The following is an 18,823-nucleotide window of genomic DNA, read 5'->3' as shown; positions in this document are numbered from 1 at the left end:
GTTTCGATGACTTCCTTGCCCGCACCCTTGCGCTGGCTGTATTCCCTTGAGTGGCGCCGGGGTTTCTTCGACTGGGCACGCAGCGACGGCGTGACCTGGGTCTATATCTTCAAGGTCCTGGCGGCGGCGTTCCTCACCCTGTGGCTGGCCATGCGCCTGGAGTTGCCGCAGCCGCGCACGGCGATGATCACCGTGTTCATCGTCATGCAGCCGCAGAGCGGCCAGGTGTTCGCCAAGAGCTTCTATCGCTTCCTCGGTACCCTGGCCGGCTCGGCGGTGATGGTGGCGCTGATCGCCTTGTTCGCCCAGAACACCGAACTGTTCCTGGGCTCGCTGGCGATCTGGGTCGGTATCTGCTCGGCTGGCGCTGCGCGCTATCGCAACTTCCGCGCCTATGGCTTCGTCCTCGCCGGCTACACCGCGGCCATGGTCGGCTTGCCGGCCCTGGCCCATCCGGAGGGCGCCTTCATGGCGGCGGTCTGGCGGGTGCTGGAGATCTCCCTGGGGATTCTCTGCTCGACCCTGGTCAGCGCCGCGATCCTGCCGCAGACCGCCAGTGCCGCCATGCGCAACGCCTTGTACCAGCGCTTCGGAGTGTTCGCGATGTTCGTCACCGACGGCCTGCGCGGCCGCAGCCAGCGCGATGCCTTCGAAAGCAGCAACGTGCGCTTCATCGCCGAGGCGGTGGGCCTGGAAGGGCTGCGCAGCGTGACCGTGTTCGAAGACCCGCACATGCGCCGGCGCAACGGTCGCCTGAGCCGCCTGAACAGCGAGTTCATGGGCATCACCACGCGCTTCAACGCCCTGCATCAGTTGCTCGAACGCCTGCGCAGCAGCGGTGCCGATCACGTGGTGGCGGCGATCAAGCCCGGGCTCTACGACCTGGCGGAGTTGCTGGACGGGTTCTCCGGGCGGGCCCTGACCAGCCCCGACGCGGCCCGCCTGGCCACGGCGCTGGCGGCCTATAAAGGCGAGCTGCCGGCGCGGGTGCGCAGTCTGCGCGCGGCGTTCCAGGACACCGCCCCCAGCGATGCCGAGCAACTGGACTTCCACACCGCCTACGAGCTGCTGTACCGCTTCGTCGACGAACTGCACAGCTACGCCCAGACCCACGCCTCCCTGGCCGAGCACAGCCATGAGCGCGAACGCTGGGACGAGCCCTACACCCCGCGGACCAACTGGCTGGCCTCGGCCGCCTCGGGGATTCGCGCCGCCTTCGTCCTGCTGGTGCTGGGCAGCTACTGGGTCGCCACCGCCTGGCCCAGTGGCGCCACCATGACCCTGATCGCCGCCGCCACCATCGGCCTGTCGGCCGCCACCCCCAACCCCAAGCGCATGGCGTTCCAGATGGCCTGCGGGACCTTCATCGGCGCCCTGGTGGGGTTCGTCGAGATGTTCTTCGTGTTCCCCTGGCTCGACGGTTTCCCGCTGCTGTGCCTGACCTTGGCGCCAGTGATCGTGCTGGGCTCGTTCCTGGCCTCGCGGCCCAAGTACGCCGGGGTCGGCCTGGGCTTGCTGATCTTCTTCAGCACCGGCTCGGTGCCGGACAACCTGACGATCTATAACCCCTACGCCTTCATCAACGACTACATCGCCATGGTCATGGGCATGCTGGTGTGCGCCGCGGCCGGGGCGATCATCCTGCCGCCCAACAGCCGCTGGCTGTGGCGCCGCCTGGAGCAGGACCTGCGCGGCCAGGTGGTGTATGCCATCAGCGGCAAGCTCAAGGGCCTGGCGTCGAGCTTCGAGAGCAGCACCCGCGACCTGCTGCACCAGGCCTATGGCCTGGCGGTGGGCCAGCCCAAGGTGCAGAGCGAGCTGCTGCGCTGGATGTTCGTGGTGCTGGAGGTCGGCCACGCCATCATCGAGCTGCGCAAGGAGCAGGCGATCCTCCCGGTGCACCCGGCCTATGCCGAATCCCAGCCCTGGCGCCAGGCGATCCGGGTCATGGGTCGCTCCCTGGTGCGGCTGTTCCTGCAACCGAGCCAGAGCAACCTGGAGCGCGGGCTGATCGCCGTTGACCACGCCATCAGCCGGGTCCAGGCCACCGACGAACCCTTCGCCCCGCACTTCGACACCTCGGCCTTGCGCCGGGTGAAGAGCTACCTGCATTTCATCCGTACTTCGTTGCTCGACCCGCAATCGCCGCTGGCGGCCTATGCCGTGGCCAAGCCGGCGGTGCCCGCGCCCCAAGGACCTGCACATGCCTCGTGAAATCGCCTTCCACGGCGTTTACATGCCGACCATGACCCTGATGTTCTTCATCGCCGCGGCCCTGGCCTGGGCCCTGGACCGGTTCATCTCCGGTTATGACCTGTATCGCTTCTTCTGGCACCCGGCGCTGCTGCGCCTGAGCCTGTTCTGCTGTCTGTTCGGCGCCATGGCGCTCACTGTCTACCGTTGAGACCCCCGCAATGAAAAAGTTCTTCAGCCTGCTCGCCACCCTGCTCGTGCTGGCCCTGGCCCTGTGGATCGGCCGTACCCTGTGGGAGCACTACATGTACACCCCCTGGACCCGCGATGGGCGGGTACGGGCCGACGTCATCAACGTCGCCGCCGACGTCACCGGCGAGGTGATGGACGTACCGGTCAAGGACAACCAGCTGGTGCACAAGGGCGATTTGCTGATGCAGATCGACCCCGAGCACTACCAGATCGCGGTCAAGCAGGCGCAATCGCTGGTGGCCTCGAAAAAGGCCACCTGGGAGATGCGCAAGGTCAACGCCCGGCGCCGCGCCGACCTGGACAGCCTGGTGATCTCCAAGGAAAACCGCGACGACGCCGGCAACATCGCCGACTCGGCCCTGGCCGACTACCAGCACGCCCAGGCCCAGCTGGAAGCCGCCGAACTCAACCTCAAGCGCACTCAGGTGCGGGCGGCGGTGGACGGCTACGTCACCAACCTCAACGTGCACCGTGGCGACTACGCGCGCATCGGCGAGGCGAAGATGGCGGTGGTGGACATGAATTCGTTCTGGGTCTACGGCTTCTTCGAGGAAACCAAGCTGCCCCACGTGCGCGTGGGCGACAAGGCCGATATGCAGTTGATGAGCGGCCAGGTGCTCAAGGGCCATGTGGAAAGCATTTCCCGAGGGATCTACGACCGTGACAACCCCGAGAGCCGCGAGCTGATCGCCGACGTCAACCCGACCTTCAACTGGGTGCGCCTGGCCCAGCGGGTGCCGGTACGCATCCACATCGACGAGGTGCCCGAGGGCGTGCTGCTGGCGGCGGGTATCACCTGCACGGTGGTGGTCAAGCAAGGGCGCGAGGAATGAGAGTTTGGGCGTTTGAGCTGACGGCATCGCGGGCAAGCCTCGCTCCTACAATGCGGGAACGTTGAACCTGGAGGAGCGAGCGGGTGGCGATCCGACTTGCCCGCGATGCTCTTGAGATCTAAAGCTTGCCGCTCAGGCCGAAGCGCTTCATCAAGGTCGACTCCAGCAAGCCCTTGGGCACAAGGTTGGCCAGCAGCGGCAGGGCGCGGCTGCCGTTGCCCAGGCGCACCAGGCGCGGCGGGTTGGGCTGTTGCACGGCCTTGAGCAGGCCGGCGGCGAATTCGCTGGCCGGGGTCGGCTTGTCCTGGGAAGCCTTGGCCCGGGAGCGGATGCCCTCGCGCAGCGGCCACCAGGGCGATTGTTCGTTGAGCAGTTGTTCGGCTTCATGCCCGGCATTCTTGGCAAAGCTGGAGGCGATGGCCCCGGGCTGTACTTCCATGACCCTGATGCCGAACGGCGCCAGCTCCATGCGCAGGGCATCGCTGAGCGCATGCACCGCGGCCTTGGACGCGCAGTAGGCGCCAGCGAACGGCGTCACCAGCACTCCCGAGACGCTGCCGATGTTCACCACCAGGCCACGGCTGCGGCGCAGCACCGGGAACAGCGCCCGGGTCACCCCGACCACGGCGAACACGTTGGTTTCGAACTGGCGCTGCAGGGCCTCCACGCCACCGTCCAGCAGCGGGCCCATGGCGCCGTAGCCGGCGTTGTTGATCAGCACATCGAGGCCGCCGTACTGCTGGTTGATGTTCTCGGCCAGGGCGGCCAGGGCCGCACCGTCATTCACATCCAGCTGCACCGCATGGAAGCCGGCGGCTTGCAGGGCGGCGACGTCCTCGGCCTTGCGGGCGCTGGGCATAACGGTGTAGCCGGCCTGTTTGAAGGCATCGGCCAGGGCGCGGCCGATGCCGCTGGAACAACCGGTGATCAACGCTACGGGCATGGCGCGGTCCTTGTGCTGGGCGATGGGAAGGGGATCAGCGAGAGAAACTACCCTGTAAACGCTCGGCGCGAAACTCCAGGGTTTGCGGGCGATAGCCCGGGCGTAGCGGTGGCAGGGGCAGGCAGTCCTGCCAGTTGGCGCCGGCCTGCAATTCGCCGGGGCCGCGATAGCGTGGGGCGCTGTACTGGTTGTCGGCGAGGTTCACTGTGTCGCCCGGGGCGTAGGCGGCGACGCGCCAGCGCAGTTCGGTCAGGGGCACCGGGTTGCCGTTGTTGAGCTTGACCTCTAGTGGGCGGTCGGCCGGGCAGTGTTCGGGGGCGTATGCCAGGCGCAGTTCCAGGCGCGCCAGCTGCTGGGCTTCGCGGTTGTCCAGCCAGACCACCCAGCCGGCCACCAGGGCCAGGCCGCAGGCGGCGGCCAGGGACACCGGGACGGCCTTGGAGGGGTAGCGCAGGAGCAGGACCAGCCAGGTGATGACCAGCAGAACGCCGATGAACATGACGCGAACCTCTGGGAAATGTGGGGGCATCCTACCTAAGCGTAGGTGGGGTTGGCGATGCAGGGGCTCGGCTCTTGATTTTCACCGATCTGCCAGAAGCCCAGAGGAAGTTGCTGGCTGAGCGCGCGGTCTGTCAACGATGAATGATCTTTGAGAAACAGCCATTGCAACCTGCCATGGCGATCATTGGCTCTATATGAAGAGCGACAAGGTGCCTTCTTCACGGAGCGTGTGGATGACCCATGGGGTGTATAATTTCCAGGCTTTGATAAAAGTCATGGGGTCGAATGATGGGCGTATCGCTGCAACAGATTTTCCACACTGCACAGGTTGATGACCTGAAGGCATTGGGGAAGTTTCTCGAAATAAAACGCTTTGTCGAGACCCAGCTTTACTTGAAGCTAGGCGCCAAAGGCTGGAACTCCTTGTTGCTGAGGTTGCAAACCATCCGTGCCTTGGAGAAATTGAGTTTCGATTATGAACATTATTCTCGCGCTACGAATTCTTATCCAGTCGCTCGAGCCAACGCATCGAAAATGATTGGTTTTGAAATAACGGCAAAAAACTGGATGGAGTTGAAGGATGCGCTTCACGGGATTTCGACATGCGTCACTCCCCGCGAGCTCGACCTGCATGAACGTTTCGAAAAGAAGAAACGCAAGAATTTCATGCATAGTTCAAGGCTGGAAGGCATCGAAATTCCTGCTTTTGACGAGAAACTCTCCCTGGAAAACATCCTGGCCAAACATGGACGGCAGTTGAATGGATAAGTATGACGCCTCTAACGATCATTACTGTTATCCCAGTTCATCGGTACTCAGGAACAAACTGAACATCCAGGTAATGGCGGACCTCGAGGCCGCTGAAAGAGATATCACGGCTGTCACAGTCAGTAGGGTCGTCTATGTGGCACCTCCCTACAGTCTCGAGAACTTTAAGGTATTGCATCGGAAACTGTTTTCAGATCTTTATGAATGGGCTGGGGAGTTAAGAAATGTTGATATCTCCAAGGGCGGGACTCGTTTCTGTAATTGCACGCGAATTGAAGCCGAGGCACTGAAGATTTTTTCCGATCTTCAAAAAGCAAATTGGCTGGGTGGTCTCGATAAAAAACGTTCTGTGAGAAGCTGGCGGAGTTCTATTGCGAACTCAACATGATTCATCCATTTCGTGAAGGCAATGGTCGAGTCCAACGACTATTTTTCGAACATCTCGCCTTATCTGCGGGCTATGAACTCGACTGGGAAGATGTCAGCCAGCCTGAATGGCTCGAAGCCAATATCAATGGGGTCTATGTGAACTACGCCCCCATGACAGAAATATTCAAGCGCATCGTAATCTCCCTGTAGCCGCTACCGTAGGTTGCGTACGGGTGCGCAGCGGCCGCTGGGTCTTGAATGTGCTGAAGGTCCTGCGGCCCTTGTCGCAGCCTCGCCCAGGCTCGACAGCGGCTTCAGAGGCAAAAAAATCCCCCGGTCCAACCGCCTGCGGATAGGGGACGCAGGCGACCGGAAGGGGGTTGAAAGGACTCGCTGACAACGACTATCTGCTTCTACTTGCAGCTTGCCGCTTGAAACTTGCTGCGGCCCTTATTGGGCGATGGTCTTCACCGAGACGCCGCGCTCCACCGGCGTCGAACGCCCGTAGATATCCTCGAACCGCTCAATATCGTCCTCACCCAAATAGCTGCCCGATTGCACTTCGATGATCTCCAGGGGGATCTTGCCGGGGTTGCGCAGGCGGTGCACCGAGGCGATGGGGATGTAGGTGGACTGGTTTTCGGTGAGCAGGAACACGTTTTCGTCACAGGTGACTTCGGCGGTGCCGCTGACCACGATCCAGTGTTCGGCGCGGTGGTGGTGCATCTGCAGGGACAGGCAGGCGCCGGGCTTGACCGAGATGTGCTTGACCTGGAAGCGCCCGCCCATGTCCACCGAGTCGTAGGAGCCCCACGGGCGGTAGACCTCGCAGTGGTTCTGGGTTTCGCTGCGGCCCTGTTCGTTGAGGGTGTTGACCATCTGCTTCACGCCTTGGACCTTGTCCTTGTGGGCGATCATCATGGCGTCCTTGGTCTCGACCACGACGATGTTCTCCAGGCCGATCACCGACACCAGCTTGCCGTTGCCGTGGATCATGCAGTTCTTGCTGTCCTGGATCACCACATCGCCCTTGCTGACGTTGCCGTCGGCGTCCTTTTCATGCACGTCCCACAACGACGACCAGCAGCCCACGTCGCTCCAGCCGGCGGTCAGCGGGACTACGCAGGCGCGCTGGGTCTTTTCCATCACCGCGTAGTCGATGGAATTGTCCGGGCAGCAGGCGAAGGTGGCTTCGTCGATCATCACGGTGTCCGGGTCCTGCTGGCTGCGCTCCAGGGTCAGCAGGCAGGTGTCGTAGATGTCCGGATCATGTTTTTTCAGCTCTTCGAGGAAGCGGCTGGCGCGGAACAGGAACATGCCGCTGTTCCAGAAGTAGCCTCCGGCCTGGACGAACTCGGTGGCGCGTTGTTCATCGGGTTTCTCGACAAAGTGCGAGACCCGGCTGACGCCCTCCGGCAGCAGCGCATCGTGGGTGGACTTGATGTAGCCGTAGCCGGTTTCCGGCTTGGTCGCCGGTACGCCGAACAGCACCATCTCGCCGCGCTCGGCGGCCACGGTGGCCAGGGCCAGGGCCCGCTGCAGGGCCTTCTGGTCGTCCATCACGTGGTCGGCCGGCAGCACCAGCATCAGCTCGTCGCGACCTTCGTTGACCAGCATCATCGCGGTCAGGGCCACGGCCGGCGCGGTGTTGCGACCGAAAGGCTCCATCAGGATGCGCTGGGCTTCGAGGCTGCGGTTGCTCAATTGCTCGTTGACGATGAAGCGGTGATCCTTGTTGCAGACCACGATCGGCGTGTCCATGCCTTCGAACACCAGGCGCTCGAGGGTTTGCTGGAACAGCGTATGTTCGCCGGTCAGGGCGAGGAATTGTTTAGGGAACTGCTTGCGCGAAAGCGGCCAAAGACGTGAGCCGCTACCACCTGACAAGATCACCGGAATCATGTTGTTACTCCTAATAAATGCAGTTGGGAGCCGCAAGCTGCAAGCGACAAGTTAAAAGCTCTTCACTTGCCGCTTGAGGCTTGTGGCTGATAGCTCGCGCGGTTAGCGCGTTGAGACTGGGCGTTTCACCCACACTGGCGACAGGTTGCTGCCGCTGCCGGTGACGTAGAGCACCGCCGCTTCGCCGCGCTCCAGGGCCACGGGCTTGAGGTCGCTGACCTTCTTCTGGCCGTCGTACAGGGCGAAGCTGACCTTCACCGGGTTGATCTCGCGTTCGCCGCGGCCCTTGGCGGCCACGGCCTGGACCACGTCGGTCTTGCCGTCGGCGGTCTTGAGCGTTAGGGCCTGGTCGCTGAGGTTCTGCACTCGCACCAGGGATTTCTGCTTGTTCTTGAACGGCGGTTCCTCGATCAGTTGCGGCTGGCCGCTGGCGTTGTTGACCAGGGTGTAATAGTGGTCGGCGGCCAGTTTCACCGGCACGCTCTGGCTGCCGACCTTGGCGGTGTAGTCGCCGCCGGGCATGAAGCTGAAGTCGCTGCTGGCCAGCGGCGCGACGTCGTTGACGTTGGTGCTGCCGATGGTGGCGCTGACTTCGCTGTTGCTGGCGTTGTAGATGCGCACGAAGGTCGAGCCCTTGGGCGCGGTGGGGCCGTACAGCGCGGCGTCACCCCCGGCGAAGGCGGGCAGGGACAGGACGCTCATGCCGGCAGCCAGGGTGATGGCCTTGGCGAGACGACGCGGATTGATAGTGCAATTCATGGGTGTCACCTCTCTTTTTCAGTTGTGTGCCCGGTCGGGCGTCTCGGATGTGTTGAGTGCAGCTACGTTTTGTTGGCCGGGCTGGGTAGAAGCTGCTGCGCTCGGCAATCCAGCGTTAAAAACAGGCTCGGACTGCTCATTTACAGCTCGTAAACTCCGCGTCCTCGCCTGTTTTTGCCTTGTCTTACCTTCGCTCGCGACGCTTCTACCCGGCCCGGCTTGGGCACCGGCTTGCTTGAGCTCTGCGACCCACTGCGGGTCGGCGTCGCCGATTTCGTTGTTCACCGGCAGGTAGCGTTCGGGGAATTCCCAGATCAGCACCTGGGGCGGGTGGTTCTTGAAGTCGTCGCTCTTGAGGTAGCTGAGCATCGGCAGGATCGGGCCGTGGCCGTCTTCGGCGTAGCTCAGCACATCGCTGTGCAGGGCCTGCTTGAGGGCGCCGACGAAGTTCCAGTTGGGGTTGGCGCTGTAGCTGGTACCCACCAGGGTCACGGGCACTTCGTGGTCGGCGAACAGCTTGTCTGCGGCGTCGGCCTGTTCCCCGGCGGCGTGGGTCACGCGTTTTTGCAGGGGCTCCGGGGCCGGCATCAGGTTCTCGAACAACGGGTCCAGGGGCAGGAAGCGCCGCAGGTCGCCCTGGTGCTTGACGGTCTCCTGAGTCTGGGTGACGAAGCGTTGCGGCTGGCCACTGAGCGGCGCCTGGCGGGCGATGGCCTGGGCCAGTTGGCGGGCGACGACTTCGGCGCCGGCCGGGGTCCAGTGGGTGTCGGTGCGCAAGAACACTGGCTGGCCCTGTTGCTTGGCCTGTTGCAGAGGCCCCAGCAGGTCGGGGGCGAGGATCTTGTCGGCGGCCACCCGGGCATGGAAGTCCTGGTAGAGGTTGGCGTGGATGCGCGCCGGGCGCACGGTGTCCAGGTGTTCCGGATACAACCGCACCTTGGCCGGGACGATCGCCATCACCAGTTTCACCCCGTGCTGTTTCAAGGTCTGGCGCACGCCCTCCACCAGGGCATAGTTACCCTGCAGGTTGAGCTCCTCGTTGACCACGGGGTTGAACTCTTCATCGCTGTACAGCCACTGGTCGCGGCCGAGGATCACCCCCGGGCGGCCTTCGTTGAACAGCTTGAAGTCCAGGGCGGCCCAGAGGTTGGTACCCAGGCGCTTGATCGGGAACTGGTCGTCGTAGTGGGTTTCCACCGCCTTGGTCCAGCGCCCGTCGAGCACGGTGGCGTCGCTGTTGGTGCTGAAGCCGAAGAAGCTGCGCGCCGACCACAGCCCCAGGACCAGCAGGGTCAGCAGGAACAGTGCGACGTAGAACAGGCGTAATGAGCGGGTCATGAGCGGCCTCCTCAGAACTGGAAGTACAGGAACGGCGAGAAGCTTTGCGCCGAGAGTTTGAGAATCGAGGCGATGAACAGCAGCAGCACCAGGGCGCGCATGGCATAGCGCGACCAGTCGGCGCTCCAGTAGGCCGGTTGCACCTGGGCCTCGCGGCCGACGATATAGCCCGGTTGGTGGATGCTGCCGGGGTTGTCGCCGGGCGCTGCCTTGATCAGGCCGGGTTGGGCGGTGGCCGGGCCATCGGCCCGGGTGTCCAGGGCCGGGCCGGCTTCGGGCTTGCTCTTGGTCGGTGCCGGGTTGCGATACAGGTCACGCAGGCCGAAGAGCGCCAGGGTGATGTAGGCCACCACCAGGGTCGCCACTTGCAGGCCGGTGAGGCTGGCACGGTTGAGTTCCGACAGCGACCAGTCGCCGAAGCTGAACATGGCGCCGTACATGCGCCCGGCCACGTGCAGGTTCTCGGCGCGGAAGATCACCCAGCCCATCACCACCAGCAGGAAGGTCAGGGCCCAGCGGATCGGGTTGAGGCTGCGTGGGCTGGTGTTGATGCCCAGGGCCTTCTCGATGGCCAGCCACATGCCGTGCCAGGCGCCCCAGACGATGTAGGTGAAGTTGGCGCCGTGCCACAGGCCGCCCAGGAGCATGGTCAAGAATAGGTTGCGATAGGTGATCAGGGTGCCTTTGCGATTGCCGCCCAGGGTGATGTACAGGTAGTCGCGCAGCCAGGTGGACAGGCTGATGTGCCAGCGCCGCCAGAACTCGGTGATCGACTGGCTGATGTAGGGCTGCTTGAAGTTTTCCATGAAGCGAAAGCCCATCATCAACCCCAGGCCGATGGCCATGTCGCTGTAGCCGGAAAAGTCGAAGTACAGCTGCGCGGTGTAGGCCAGGGCGCCCAGCCAGGCGTCACCCGTGGTGGGGTGTTGCAGGGCGAAGCAATGGTCGGCGACCACCGCCAGGGTGTCGGCGATGAACACCTTCTTGATGAAGCCCTGCATGAAGCGCGTGCAGCCTTCGGAGAACTTGTCCAGGGTGTGGGTGCGATGGTTGAACTGGTCCGCCAGGTCGCGAAAGCGCAATACGGGGCCGGCGATCAGGTGCGGGAAGATCGCCACGAACGCCGCGAAGTCGATCAGGTTGCGGGTCGCCGGGGTGTCGCCGCGGTAGACGTCGATGATGTAGCTGATGGACTCGAAGATGTAGAACGAGATACCGATCGGCAGCAGCACGTGGGTCAGGATGAACGGCTCCAGGCCCATGGCGGTCATGATCGCGTTGAGGCTCTCGACGCCGAAGTTGGCGTACTTGAAGTAGCCGAGGATGCACAGGTCCACCGCCACGCCGAGCAGCAGCCAGCGCTGGGCGGGCTTGGTCCTGACGCCGGCGGCGCCGACCTTCAGGCCGATCCAGTAGTTCCACAAGGTGACCGCGGCGAACAGCGCGAGGAAGTCCACCCGCCACCAGGCGTAGAACACGTAGCTGGCGATCAGCAGCAACAGGTTGCGATAGCGTTGCCCGCTCACGTAGTACAAGCCAAGGAACACCGGCAAGAACAGGAACAGGAACACATTGGATGAGAAAACCATCCCGATCTCTCCATGTTTAACCAATAGTCAGGGCCGCAGCCCCCCAAACCCCCCCGTGGAAAACCATGGGAGGCGTATTGCATTCACCGACGCCGTCTGGCGTGCGCATCGACCGCAACGCCCCCTGTAGGAGCGGCCGGTCGACGCTCGATTGCCCGCGATGAACGATGACGCGGACCGGCGCTTGGACCGAGGTGCCTTGATCGCGGGCAAGCCTCGCTCCTACGGGTTATGAGCCCTTCTTGCCCTTCTCGAAGGCCGGGTCGTAGACCTTGGTCAGGTCGCCGCCCAGGCGGAAGGTCTTGAACGGCTGCATCTTGTGCTTGCGTTCCAGCACATCCGGGGCGCAGGTGTAGAGGCTGCAGAAGGGCTCGAGCCAGGCGAATTTCGCGTCGACCTTGAGGTCGGTCATGTCCTGCTGCTTGCCGTTCTTGCGCTCGAAGGTGTCCGGGTCCTTGACCCCGGCCAGCACCCGCTCGCCCAGGCGCTTGAGCGCGCCGTGGTTTTCCTGGCGCAGGTCGACGCCGTTGACCTGGGCGAAGCTGGCGATCATCGCCAGCGGCGGCAGGGCGTAGTTGTGGTAGGCCAGGGCCCGTTGCTGACGCTTGAGTTCGTTGGGTAGGTAGCCGTCGGCGTCGACCTGGCCGGCGCCGATCTTGTATTCCTTGACGGCCCAGTCGAACAGGTCGCGGCGGTTGGTGGCCACGGCGGTGGCCATCACCGACCAGGCGGCCCAGTAGGAATGGTTGTTGGTCTTGTCCAGGGGCAGGTTGTCCCAGTCGCTGACCACCTGGTCGGCCATCTTGCCGAACCAGGCCTCGATCTTCTGCGCCTGCTCCTGGTGAGTGGCCAGGGGATGGGAGTCGGAGAACTTCAGCCGCAGGTAGGCCGAGGCCATGCTGCCCAGGGCCCATTTGCGCATGGACTTGCCGGTGTGGTTGAAGTCCTTGGACATCAGCGCGTCGGCCTGCGCCCAGGCACTGAGCCAGGCGAGGGTGCAGTCCAACTGTTGCGGGCGACCGTCGCGCATGAACTGCATGACCTGCTTGCTGGTGCCGCGCTCGATCTTGGTGATGTCCGCGGTGCTGTCATGGAAGGCCTGCTGCGATTGCACGTTGAGGGTCGCCCGGGCCTTGTCCGAGCCTTCGTACTTGCTGCGAAACTGCAGGGCGCCGGTGTAGGGCGCCGGCATCGCGTCGCAGCCGTCGCGGTCGTCGCTGGTCTTGAACTTGTCCACCGGGGCGTAGTAGCCCTGGGGCGGGCGCAGCGGCGCGGCGGCCTGGGCACTGCCGGCGACCATCGCCAGGCCCAGCAGGCCCGGTATCAGTAGTTGTGTCACGCGTGTGCTGTGCATGGATAACCTCACTGCCCGATCCGCGCGGTGCGTTGCTCGGCGCTCGGGAACACGTTGCGTTTGCAGATTTTCGCTTCGACCTTCTGCCCGGCGGTGCCGGCCTCGGGGCCCTGGATTTCCACCGCCAGCAGGTTTTGCGCGGCCCAGTCCTCGTCGGTACGCAGTTCGAAGGCGAAGCGCCCGTCGGTGTCGGATGTCTCCGGTTTTTCGATCTTGATGTCCTCGTGCCGGCCGTTCATGTACCAGAGGGTGGCCTGCAGGGTTTTCACCGAGGTGTCGGCGAAGCGGATGTCCACCTGGTGGGCGCTGTTGCGCAGGTCCTTGTTCTGGCTGTTGACCAGCAGTTCGTTCTTGCCGGGCTTCAAGGTGGTGCTGGCGCTCATCTGCGCCGGCTTGCCTTCGCAGCCGTTGTCCAGCAGCGCCATCATCTGCCGATAGATGGTTTCCTGGTCCAGGCGGTACAGCGGCGAGAACTCCCAGATCAGGATCTTCGGCGGGGTCTTCTGGAACTCCTCGCTGCCCAGGTATTGCAGCATCGAGCCTTCCAGGCCGCCGCCGGGGAAAGCGACGTTGAGGATGTCGGCGCCGATGGCCTCTTCCAGGAAGCCGGCGAAGTTGTAGTTCTTGCCGCTGTGGCTGGTGCCCACCAGGGTGATCTGCGGGTTGCCGGAGTCGCCGAACAGGTCGCCGTCGCCGGCCTCGCCCTTGGGCTCGGTGGTGAACTGGTCCATGTACTGGATCGCATAGCTGGTGCCGCACAGTTGCCCGGCCATGTTGTGCAGGGTGCCGGTCTTGCCCATGCGTCCGGATTTGTGGGTCTCGAATTCGCGCCGGGGAATGTCGGCGAACGCCGGCAGTTGCTTGACCTTGTCGGCGACGATTCGCGCCGTGCGCTGGGCGCCGTAGGGGGTCCAGTGCTGGTCGCCACGGAAGTAGAAGTCGTGGGCCGGCAGGGTCTCGGGCAATTGCTCATCGGTCAGCGGCGACAGGTCCGGGACCACGTAGCCCATCTGCGCGAAACGCCCGAGCATGGCCTTGTAGTTGGCCAGGGCCTTGTCGTAGTCGAAGCGGGCTTTTTCCGCCGGGTTGAGCTTGTTGCGGTTCACCAGGCCGCGGGTCGGCTGGTAGACCACCACCAGTTCCACGCCCTTGCTCTTGAAGGCGTCGTGCAACTGCTTGAGGCGGCGGTAGCCTTGCGCGGTGGTGTCGAACTCGGTACGCAAATCCTCCTGGGTTCGGAACAGCCAGTCGCCCTGGGCCTGCACCAGGGTGGTGAAGTTCTGCTGGTAGCGGGTCACGTAGTTCTTCGCATCGTGGGCGGCCGGGCACAGGTTGCAGCATGGCTCGGCCTTGAACGACGGCGCGGCGACCTCATCGGCCCGGGCCGTGGCGCTGGCGGCGAGGATGCCCGCGGCGAGGGCCGACAAGCCCAGGAATTTGATCAAGTGTGGGTGCATGCAAGTCATCCTCAATCGCGCATTTCGGTCTGGCGTTCGACGGGGTCGATCAATACGGCTTTGCGCTGGCGTACCAGCAGGTCGAGAATTTCGTCCTGGCGCTCGCCCAGCACGCCGGAGAAGCTGATGCCGCTGCTCTTGGTCGGTGCCAGCATCGACACCCGGTACAGCTCCACGCTCAGGGGCGAGTCGATGGACATCGGGCCGCTGCCGTTGGCCGCCAGCTCGCCGCCGACCACGATCAGCGAGACCTGGGCATCGAACGGGTCGAGCTTGATGTCGCGGTCGGTGTCGGTCAGGTCCTTGATATGGCCGTAGACCCCGGTCAGGCCGTTGGCCATGGCGACGTTCTCGTAGAGGCGGATGTTGACGCTGTTGCGGATGCGGATGCCGTGGCGCCGATTGCTGACCACCTTGTTGCCGTAGATCAGGTTGTCGGCACTCTCGTAGAGGGTGATGCCGTCGGTGTGGTTGCGGTAGATCTCGTTGTAGGCGATCAGGTTGTTGATGCTGTTACGGTCGATCACCAGCCCCGAGAGGTGGTTGTCGTAGCTGCGGTTGTTGAAGATGAAGCTGTCGTTCACCTCCCGGGAAATGATGATGCCGTGCTTCTTCCGGGTGCCGTAGACGGTGTTCTCGGCAATGATCAGGCCATGGGAACGGTCGTGGGGGTCGATGCCGTAGACGATGTTGTCGCGGTAGGTATTGCCCTTGAGCACGAAGCCTTCGGTCTCGTAGCAATAGAAGCCGTACCACATGTCCGAGAACTCCGAACCGATGATCCAGCCAGTGGGCTCGGGACGCTTGAGCACCTTGGCCATGTTCGGCGTGTACTGGGAAATGCTCACCCCGTAGGACTTGGAATTGGCGTAGCCGAAGCTCGCCATCTTGCTGTTGGCGATGTAGGTCTGGGTGCCGCCCCAGGCCAGCAGGAAGGGGCGAAACTCCTTGGCCGAGCGGAAGGTCGCCGGGCCGTTGTCCTTCTCGCGCCAGCCGGTGACCTGGGTATCGCGCACGAACAGCTGGCCATCGTTGACCAGGAACGCGCCGGCTTCCTGGGACAGGCGCAGCTCGCGGGTCTGCTGGTCGATCTCCAGGATGCCGTGGCGCCCGACCACGATCGGCAGGCGGGCCAGGTAGACCCCAGGGGCGGTTTCGCTGATGTACTGCTTGGGCAGCTTGCCTGCCAGGTCCTTGAGGTTGACGTAGCCATCGTCGACGAAGATCGCCTGGGGAATGCCGTGCTGGCGCACCACCCATTCGGCCATCTTGTTGTCGCCGCCGATGAAGTCCTTCAGGGCGTCTTCCTGCATCATCCGCCGCACGCTGATCTTGCCCGGCTTGCTGCGCACGATCTTCGCCGCCACGGCTTCGGCGGTGTAGCCGGAAAGGTCGGGCAGGGTCGGCTTGGCCAGGGCCAGCGGTTCGCTGGGGGCGCTGCTGACGGTGTAGGTCTTGGCCTGTTGCAGCTCCTTGACGACGGTCGGCGCCTTGGCCGTCTCGACGTTGCCCAGGGCCGTGCCGCTGGCCAGCAGCAGGGCACCGGCCAGCAGGCCCAGGGAGCCTTTGTGCAGCGGGGTGTGGGGATGGCGATGCATCTGGGGGACTCCGTTCATGGCTGGCCTCAGAAGCGCCAGATCACGTCGATGAAGGCGCGGTGCATATAGGAGTCGACGTCCTTGCCGTAGGCGTCGCCGGGCTTGAACACGCCCCCGCGAAAACGCACCAGGGCTGCGGGCTCGTCGATCGACTGGCTCAGGGCCGCCGGCAACAGGCCTTGCTTGAAGTACTTGGTGACCACCAGGTCCATCTCCTGGCCAAGGTCCTTCTTGCCGTCTTGCAGGGGGAGCGAGGTGCTGCCCAGCAGGGCGCCGGTGCTGTCGTCGTAGTCGTTGTGCACGGCATTGATGCCGTTGCTGCCCACCGGCTTGTTGCCGTCCACGCGCCAGAACTTGTGGTAGAGCAGGCTGGCGTCGTAGTCCTCGCGCAACTGCCAGGAGCCGAACAGAGTGGCGGTCTGGGTGTTGTTCAGCTCGCCACGAAAGGCTTCGCCGAAACGGTGCACCCGCGAGCGGGTGCCGGTGAAGTTCGAGCGGTTGCTTTGCAGGCCGTTCTGCTCGTACTCGGCGCTGGCCCGGGCATAGGCCGCGCCCACTTGCCAGTTCGGGTCCAGGCGCAGGCGCACGCCCAGGTCGGTGGCCCAGCCGTTGAGGTTTTCACCACGCTTGGCCTGGGTCGGGCGGCTGCCGTCGGCATTCAGCGGGTTGACCGTGTCGCGGTCGCCGCGCATGCCGGTGAGGCTGGCCCAGTAGTTGACAGTGTTGGTGTTGCGCCAGTTATAGGCGTCGCTGTTGGCCTCCAGGCCAAGCCAGGTCAGGTCGCCGTTCTGTTGCTTGTCCAGCGGGTCTCTGGCCTCTCCGGGCTTGGCATAGTCGAGCTTGCCGTCATCGTGGGTATGGTGGGCGCGAATGCCCACCCACTGGCCGGGCGTCCACTGGTAGGCGACGTCGGCGTAGGCGTGCAGGCGGTCCTTGTCCTTGGGCGCCAGTTCCTTGAGGTCGGTGCGGTATTCACTGAAGCGCTCGGCCAGGCCCAGGTTGGCCCGCAGCAGGGTGGTGTCGAAGGTCCAGTTCAGCGCTTCGATGTTGGTGTCGCGCCATTGCCCGTCGTCGTTACGCAGGCGCTGGCGGCCGAACTTCAGTTGCTCGCCGGGGTAGGCGGTGAAGCCGCTGTAGCCGACCCAAAATTCGCGCAGGGCCAGGTAGTTCTTCTTGGCCTTGCGGTCGTCGTTGGCCGACTGCTGGCTGGCATCGTCGCTGGATTGTTGCAGGGTGTCGGTCTCGATCACGTCGGTGGAGGTCACCGCCTGGCCCATGGCATAGGCGCTCCAGTTGCCGCTTTCGCCATAGACCCAGGGCCGCAGGTCCAGGCCGATGCCGTTGACGTCGCCGCCACCCTGGGTACCCAGGTCGCGGTCGTCCTCCGATTGCGCGGTGATCTTCACTTCCAGGCCGAAGTTCTTGGTCTCGCTCAGTGCCGCGAAAGAGGGTGTCGACCAGGCCAGGGCGCAACCCAGGGCAAGCCCCAGCTTCGACAGGCGCAAGGGGGCCTGGCGGTCGCAGCCTGCGGCAGCGGCTACAAGGGCGCGCGTGGGCAATGGGATGTACTTCATAGGGATTCCTCGCCGTCTTCTTCCTGCAGGGCCTGCAGTTGCAGCGTGCTCTGGGCCAGGGTGCCGCGTACGGCCTGTTCCTGTTGCAGCAGGCGCTGGGCTTCGGCGCGTTGGCCGGGGGGCAGTTGTTCATCGAGTTGTTGGGCCAGTTCGTTGGCCTGGGGGGTGTCCTGGACCTTGGCCAATTGGCTGAAGACGTAGGCATTGACCGGGTCGGGCCGGGTGCCGCGGCCCTGGGAAAACAGCTGGGCAATGGCGAAGTCGGCGCTGTTCTGGCCGTTGCGGGCAGCGGTCAGCAGGTGGTCCAGGGCCTTTTGCGGATACACCTGGCCCAGGTAGCCACGGCGGTAGATCTGGCCCAGGTAGTAGTCGGCGGCGACCTCGCGGCCCTGGGCTTGCTTGAAGTGTTGCTCGGCCACCTTGGCATCGGCCGGCACCCACTTGCCCTCGTAGTAGAGCTTGCCCAGCAGCAGTTCGGCGCGAGGCTGATCGGCGGCGCGGCCGTTGTCCAGGTACTTCATCATTTGCTCGACATCGCCCAGTTCGGGGAAGTCGTAGAGCAGTTGCGCCAGGCTGACCCAGGACGCCGGGTACACCGGGGCCACTTGCTCGAGCAGGGCCTGGGCGGTTTTCTCGTCGGGCTTGCCGAGGCTGGCGTCGCCCAGGACCCGGGCCACGCTGTCGACCCGCTGGGCGCTGACGGTGCCACGGCCATGGCTGGCTTGCAGTTGCTTGAGCAGCTCGGCTTGCTGCTCGGCCTGGTCGCGCTTCTGGTAGACGGTGGCCAGCTCGACGTAGCAGATGTCGGTGCTGTTCAGGGACGCCTTGCAGATCTTCTCCACCTCATCCAGATGTTGGTCGTAGGTGCCCTGGGTGCGATACAGCAGGACCTGGGCCAGCCCGGCCTCGGGGTAGCCGGCGGCGCGCCATTGGCCGATCTGCCGCTGGGCGTCGACGTTGGGGAAGCTGTGGGGATATTGCAGGTAGAGCATCGCCAGGGGGATCAGGGTGTTGCCTTCGCCGTTGGCGAAGGCCTTCTGCAGCAGGCCCTCGGCTTCGTGCCGTTCGGCTTCGCTGGCCCCGGGCTTGGTCGCCAGCAACCGGCCCAGGCGCGCCTGGGCCCGTGGCGAGGTATCGGCGGCGGCGCGGTAGGTGGCCTCGGCCTGCTTGATCTGCGCCGGGTCGCGGCTTTCCACCTGGATATCCGCCAGGCCCACTTGCGCCTCGCTATAACCCAGGTCCGCCAGCTGGCGATAGTTCTGCTGCGCCAGGGCGGTGTCGCCGCGCTTGAGGGCCTCGTTGGCCAGGCGCTGGTCCGGCAGGCCGGCGCAACCGGCCAGGGCCAGGGCGGCCACCAACGGCAACACCGCGAGTTGGGTAGGCGTGTTCATGG

General features: G+C 64.2%; 14 protein-coding genes and 2 pseudogenes. 5 read left to right on the top strand and 11 right to left on the bottom strand.

Annotated elements, in window-relative coordinates; all coding sequences use genetic code 11:
• Positions 1-6 precede the first annotated feature (6 nt).
• Genes ACK6AU_RS11900 through ACK6AU_RS11890 form a run of 3 tightly spaced genes read left to right on the top strand, consistent with a single transcriptional unit; the run spans position 7 to position 3,278 of the window.
• Positions 7-2,214, top strand: a complete 2,208-nt coding sequence (locus ACK6AU_RS11900; RefSeq protein ID WP_185699205.1) for an FUSC family protein — start codon at positions 7-9, stop codon at positions 2,212-2,214.
• Positions 2,204-2,404, top strand: coding sequence for a DUF1656 domain-containing protein (locus tag ACK6AU_RS11895; protein WP_007930063.1), 201 nt, complete (start codon positions 2,204-2,206; stop codon positions 2,402-2,404). Before ACK6AU_RS11900 ends, ACK6AU_RS11895 begins: the two co-directional genes overlap by 11 nt.
• A gap of 10 nt (positions 2,405-2,414) precedes the next feature.
• Positions 2,415-3,278: an efflux RND transporter periplasmic adaptor subunit gene (locus ACK6AU_RS11890; RefSeq protein ID WP_409299446.1), complete on the top strand. Its 864-nt coding sequence runs from the start codon at positions 2,415-2,417 to the stop codon at positions 3,276-3,278.
• Between the two features lie 118 nt (positions 3,279-3,396).
• Here the strand turns inward: ACK6AU_RS11890 and ACK6AU_RS11885 are convergent, their stop codons facing one another.
• Complete coding sequence (locus tag ACK6AU_RS11885; RefSeq protein WP_409299445.1) at positions 3,397-4,221, bottom strand: SDR family oxidoreductase; 825 nt, start codon at positions 4,219-4,221, stop codon at positions 3,397-3,399.
• Positions 4,222-4,255: 34 nt separating this feature from the next.
• Complete coding sequence (locus tag ACK6AU_RS11880; protein WP_185699210.1) at positions 4,256-4,720, bottom strand: multidrug transporter; 465 nt, start codon at positions 4,718-4,720, stop codon at positions 4,256-4,258.
• Between the two features lie 290 nt (positions 4,721-5,010).
• On the opposite strand from ACK6AU_RS11880, the gene ACK6AU_RS11875 reads away from it, so the two are divergent.
• Positions 5,011-5,490, top strand: a complete 480-nt coding sequence (locus tag ACK6AU_RS11875; RefSeq protein WP_409299444.1) for a YhfG family protein — start codon at positions 5,011-5,013, stop codon at positions 5,488-5,490.
• A pseudogene (locus ACK6AU_RS11870) lies at positions 5,483-6,069 on the top strand (putative adenosine monophosphate-protein transferase Fic). The gene ACK6AU_RS11875 and the pseudogene ACK6AU_RS11870 overlap by 8 nt, the downstream one beginning before the upstream one ends.
• Positions 6,070-6,309: 240 nt before the next feature.
• On the opposite strand, the gene ACK6AU_RS11865 reads toward ACK6AU_RS11870, so the two are convergent.
• The 9 genes and pseudogenes from ACK6AU_RS11865 to algK form a co-directional block, all read right to left on the bottom strand.
• Positions 6,310-7,761 (bottom strand): mannose-1-phosphate guanylyltransferase/mannose-6-phosphate isomerase, encoded by a 1,452-nt coding sequence (locus tag ACK6AU_RS11865; RefSeq protein ID WP_409299443.1) that lies wholly within the window; start codon positions 7,759-7,761, stop codon positions 6,310-6,312.
• Positions 7,762-7,863: 102 nt separating this feature from the next.
• Positions 7,864-8,520: an alginate O-acetyltransferase AlgF gene (locus tag ACK6AU_RS11860; RefSeq protein WP_409299442.1), complete on the bottom strand. Its 657-nt coding sequence runs from the start codon at positions 8,518-8,520 to the stop codon at positions 7,864-7,866.
• Between the two features lie 219 nt (positions 8,521-8,739).
• Positions 8,740-9,858 (bottom strand): annotated as a pseudogene (locus ACK6AU_RS11855) (alginate O-acetyltransferase); the annotation flags it as partial.
• Positions 9,859-9,869: 11 nt separating this feature from the next.
• A complete protein-coding gene (locus ACK6AU_RS11850) occupies positions 9,870-11,447 on the bottom strand; it encodes an MBOAT family protein (protein WP_185699215.1) in 1,578 nt (525 codons plus the stop codon).
• A 229-nt stretch (positions 11,448-11,676) separates the two neighbouring features.
• Positions 11,677-12,801 carry a mannuronate-specific alginate lyase gene (locus ACK6AU_RS11845; protein WP_185699216.1) on the bottom strand — a complete coding sequence of 375 codons (1,125 nt, stop codon included), beginning with the start codon at positions 12,799-12,801 and terminating at the stop codon, positions 11,677-11,679.
• Between the two features lie 8 nt (positions 12,802-12,809).
• A complete protein-coding gene (locus ACK6AU_RS11840) occupies positions 12,810-14,258 on the bottom strand; it encodes an alginate O-acetyltransferase (RefSeq protein ID WP_185699217.1) in 1,449 nt (482 codons plus the stop codon).
• 11 nt (positions 14,259-14,269) lie between these two features.
• Positions 14,270-15,856 (bottom strand): mannuronan 5-epimerase AlgG, encoded by a 1,587-nt coding sequence (algG, locus tag ACK6AU_RS11835; protein ID WP_185699218.1) that lies wholly within the window; start codon positions 15,854-15,856, stop codon positions 14,270-14,272.
• Positions 15,857-15,882: 26 nt separating this feature from the next.
• Positions 15,883-17,430: an alginate export family protein gene (locus ACK6AU_RS11830; RefSeq protein WP_409299441.1), complete on the bottom strand. Its 1,548-nt coding sequence runs from the start codon at positions 17,428-17,430 to the stop codon at positions 15,883-15,885.
• Positions 17,427-18,821, bottom strand: coding sequence for an alginate biosynthesis TPR repeat lipoprotein AlgK (gene algK / locus ACK6AU_RS11825; protein WP_409299440.1), 1,395 nt, complete (start codon positions 18,819-18,821; stop codon positions 17,427-17,429). Before algK ends, ACK6AU_RS11830 begins: the two co-directional genes overlap by 4 nt.
• Positions 18,822-18,823: the final 2 nt, after the last annotated feature.

Origin of the sequence: Pseudomonas sp. KCJK8993, from assembly GCF_046230915.1 — a bacterium.
GTDB lineage: Bacteria > Pseudomonadota > Gammaproteobacteria > Pseudomonadales > Pseudomonadaceae > Aquipseudomonas > Aquipseudomonas piscis.
The sequence above is the reverse complement of the archived record's forward strand: the minus strand, read 5'-3'. Positions and strand labels throughout refer to the sequence as shown.

What these genes read in the sequence shown, in the direction of transcription:
- ACK6AU_RS11860 (WP_409299442.1), bottom strand. Translation starts at nt 8,520, where the DNA reads ATGAATTGCACTATCAATCCGCGTCGTCTCGCCAAGGCCATCACCCTG.
- ACK6AU_RS11900 (WP_185699205.1), top strand. Translation starts at nt 7, where the DNA reads ATGACTTCCTTGCCCGCACCCTTGCGCTGGCTGTATTCCCTTGAGTGG.
- ACK6AU_RS11885 (WP_409299445.1), bottom strand. Translation starts at nt 4,221, where the DNA reads ATGCCCGTAGCGTTGATCACCGGTTGTTCCAGCGGCATCGGCCGCGCC.
- algK (WP_409299440.1), bottom strand. Translation starts at nt 18,821, where the DNA reads ATGAACACGCCTACCCAACTCGCGGTGTTGCCGTTGGTGGCCGCCCTG.
- ACK6AU_RS11840 (WP_185699217.1), bottom strand. Translation starts at nt 14,258, where the DNA reads ATGCACCCACACTTGATCAAATTCCTGGGCTTGTCGGCCCTCGCCGCG.
- ACK6AU_RS11880 (WP_185699210.1), bottom strand. Translation starts at nt 4,720, where the DNA reads ATGTTCATCGGCGTTCTGCTGGTCATCACCTGGCTGGTCCTGCTCCTG.
- ACK6AU_RS11865 (WP_409299443.1), bottom strand. Translation starts at nt 7,761, where the DNA reads ATGATTCCGGTGATCTTGTCAGGTGGTAGCGGCTCACGTCTTTGGCCG.
- ACK6AU_RS11890 (WP_409299446.1), top strand. Translation starts at nt 2,415, where the DNA reads ATGAAAAAGTTCTTCAGCCTGCTCGCCACCCTGCTCGTGCTGGCCCTG.
- ACK6AU_RS11830 (WP_409299441.1), bottom strand. Translation starts at nt 17,430, where the DNA reads ATGAAGTACATCCCATTGCCCACGCGCGCCCTTGTAGCCGCTGCCGCA.
- algG (WP_185699218.1), bottom strand. Translation starts at nt 15,856, where the DNA reads ATGCATCGCCATCCCCACACCCCGCTGCACAAAGGCTCCCTGGGCCTG.
- ACK6AU_RS11875 (WP_409299444.1), top strand. Translation starts at nt 5,011, where the DNA reads ATGGGCGTATCGCTGCAACAGATTTTCCACACTGCACAGGTTGATGAC.
- ACK6AU_RS11845 (WP_185699216.1), bottom strand. Translation starts at nt 12,801, where the DNA reads ATGCACAGCACACGCGTGACACAACTACTGATACCGGGCCTGCTGGGC.
- ACK6AU_RS11895 (WP_007930063.1), top strand. Translation starts at nt 2,204, where the DNA reads ATGCCTCGTGAAATCGCCTTCCACGGCGTTTACATGCCGACCATGACC.
- ACK6AU_RS11850 (WP_185699215.1), bottom strand. Translation starts at nt 11,447, where the DNA reads ATGGTTTTCTCATCCAATGTGTTCCTGTTCCTGTTCTTGCCGGTGTTC.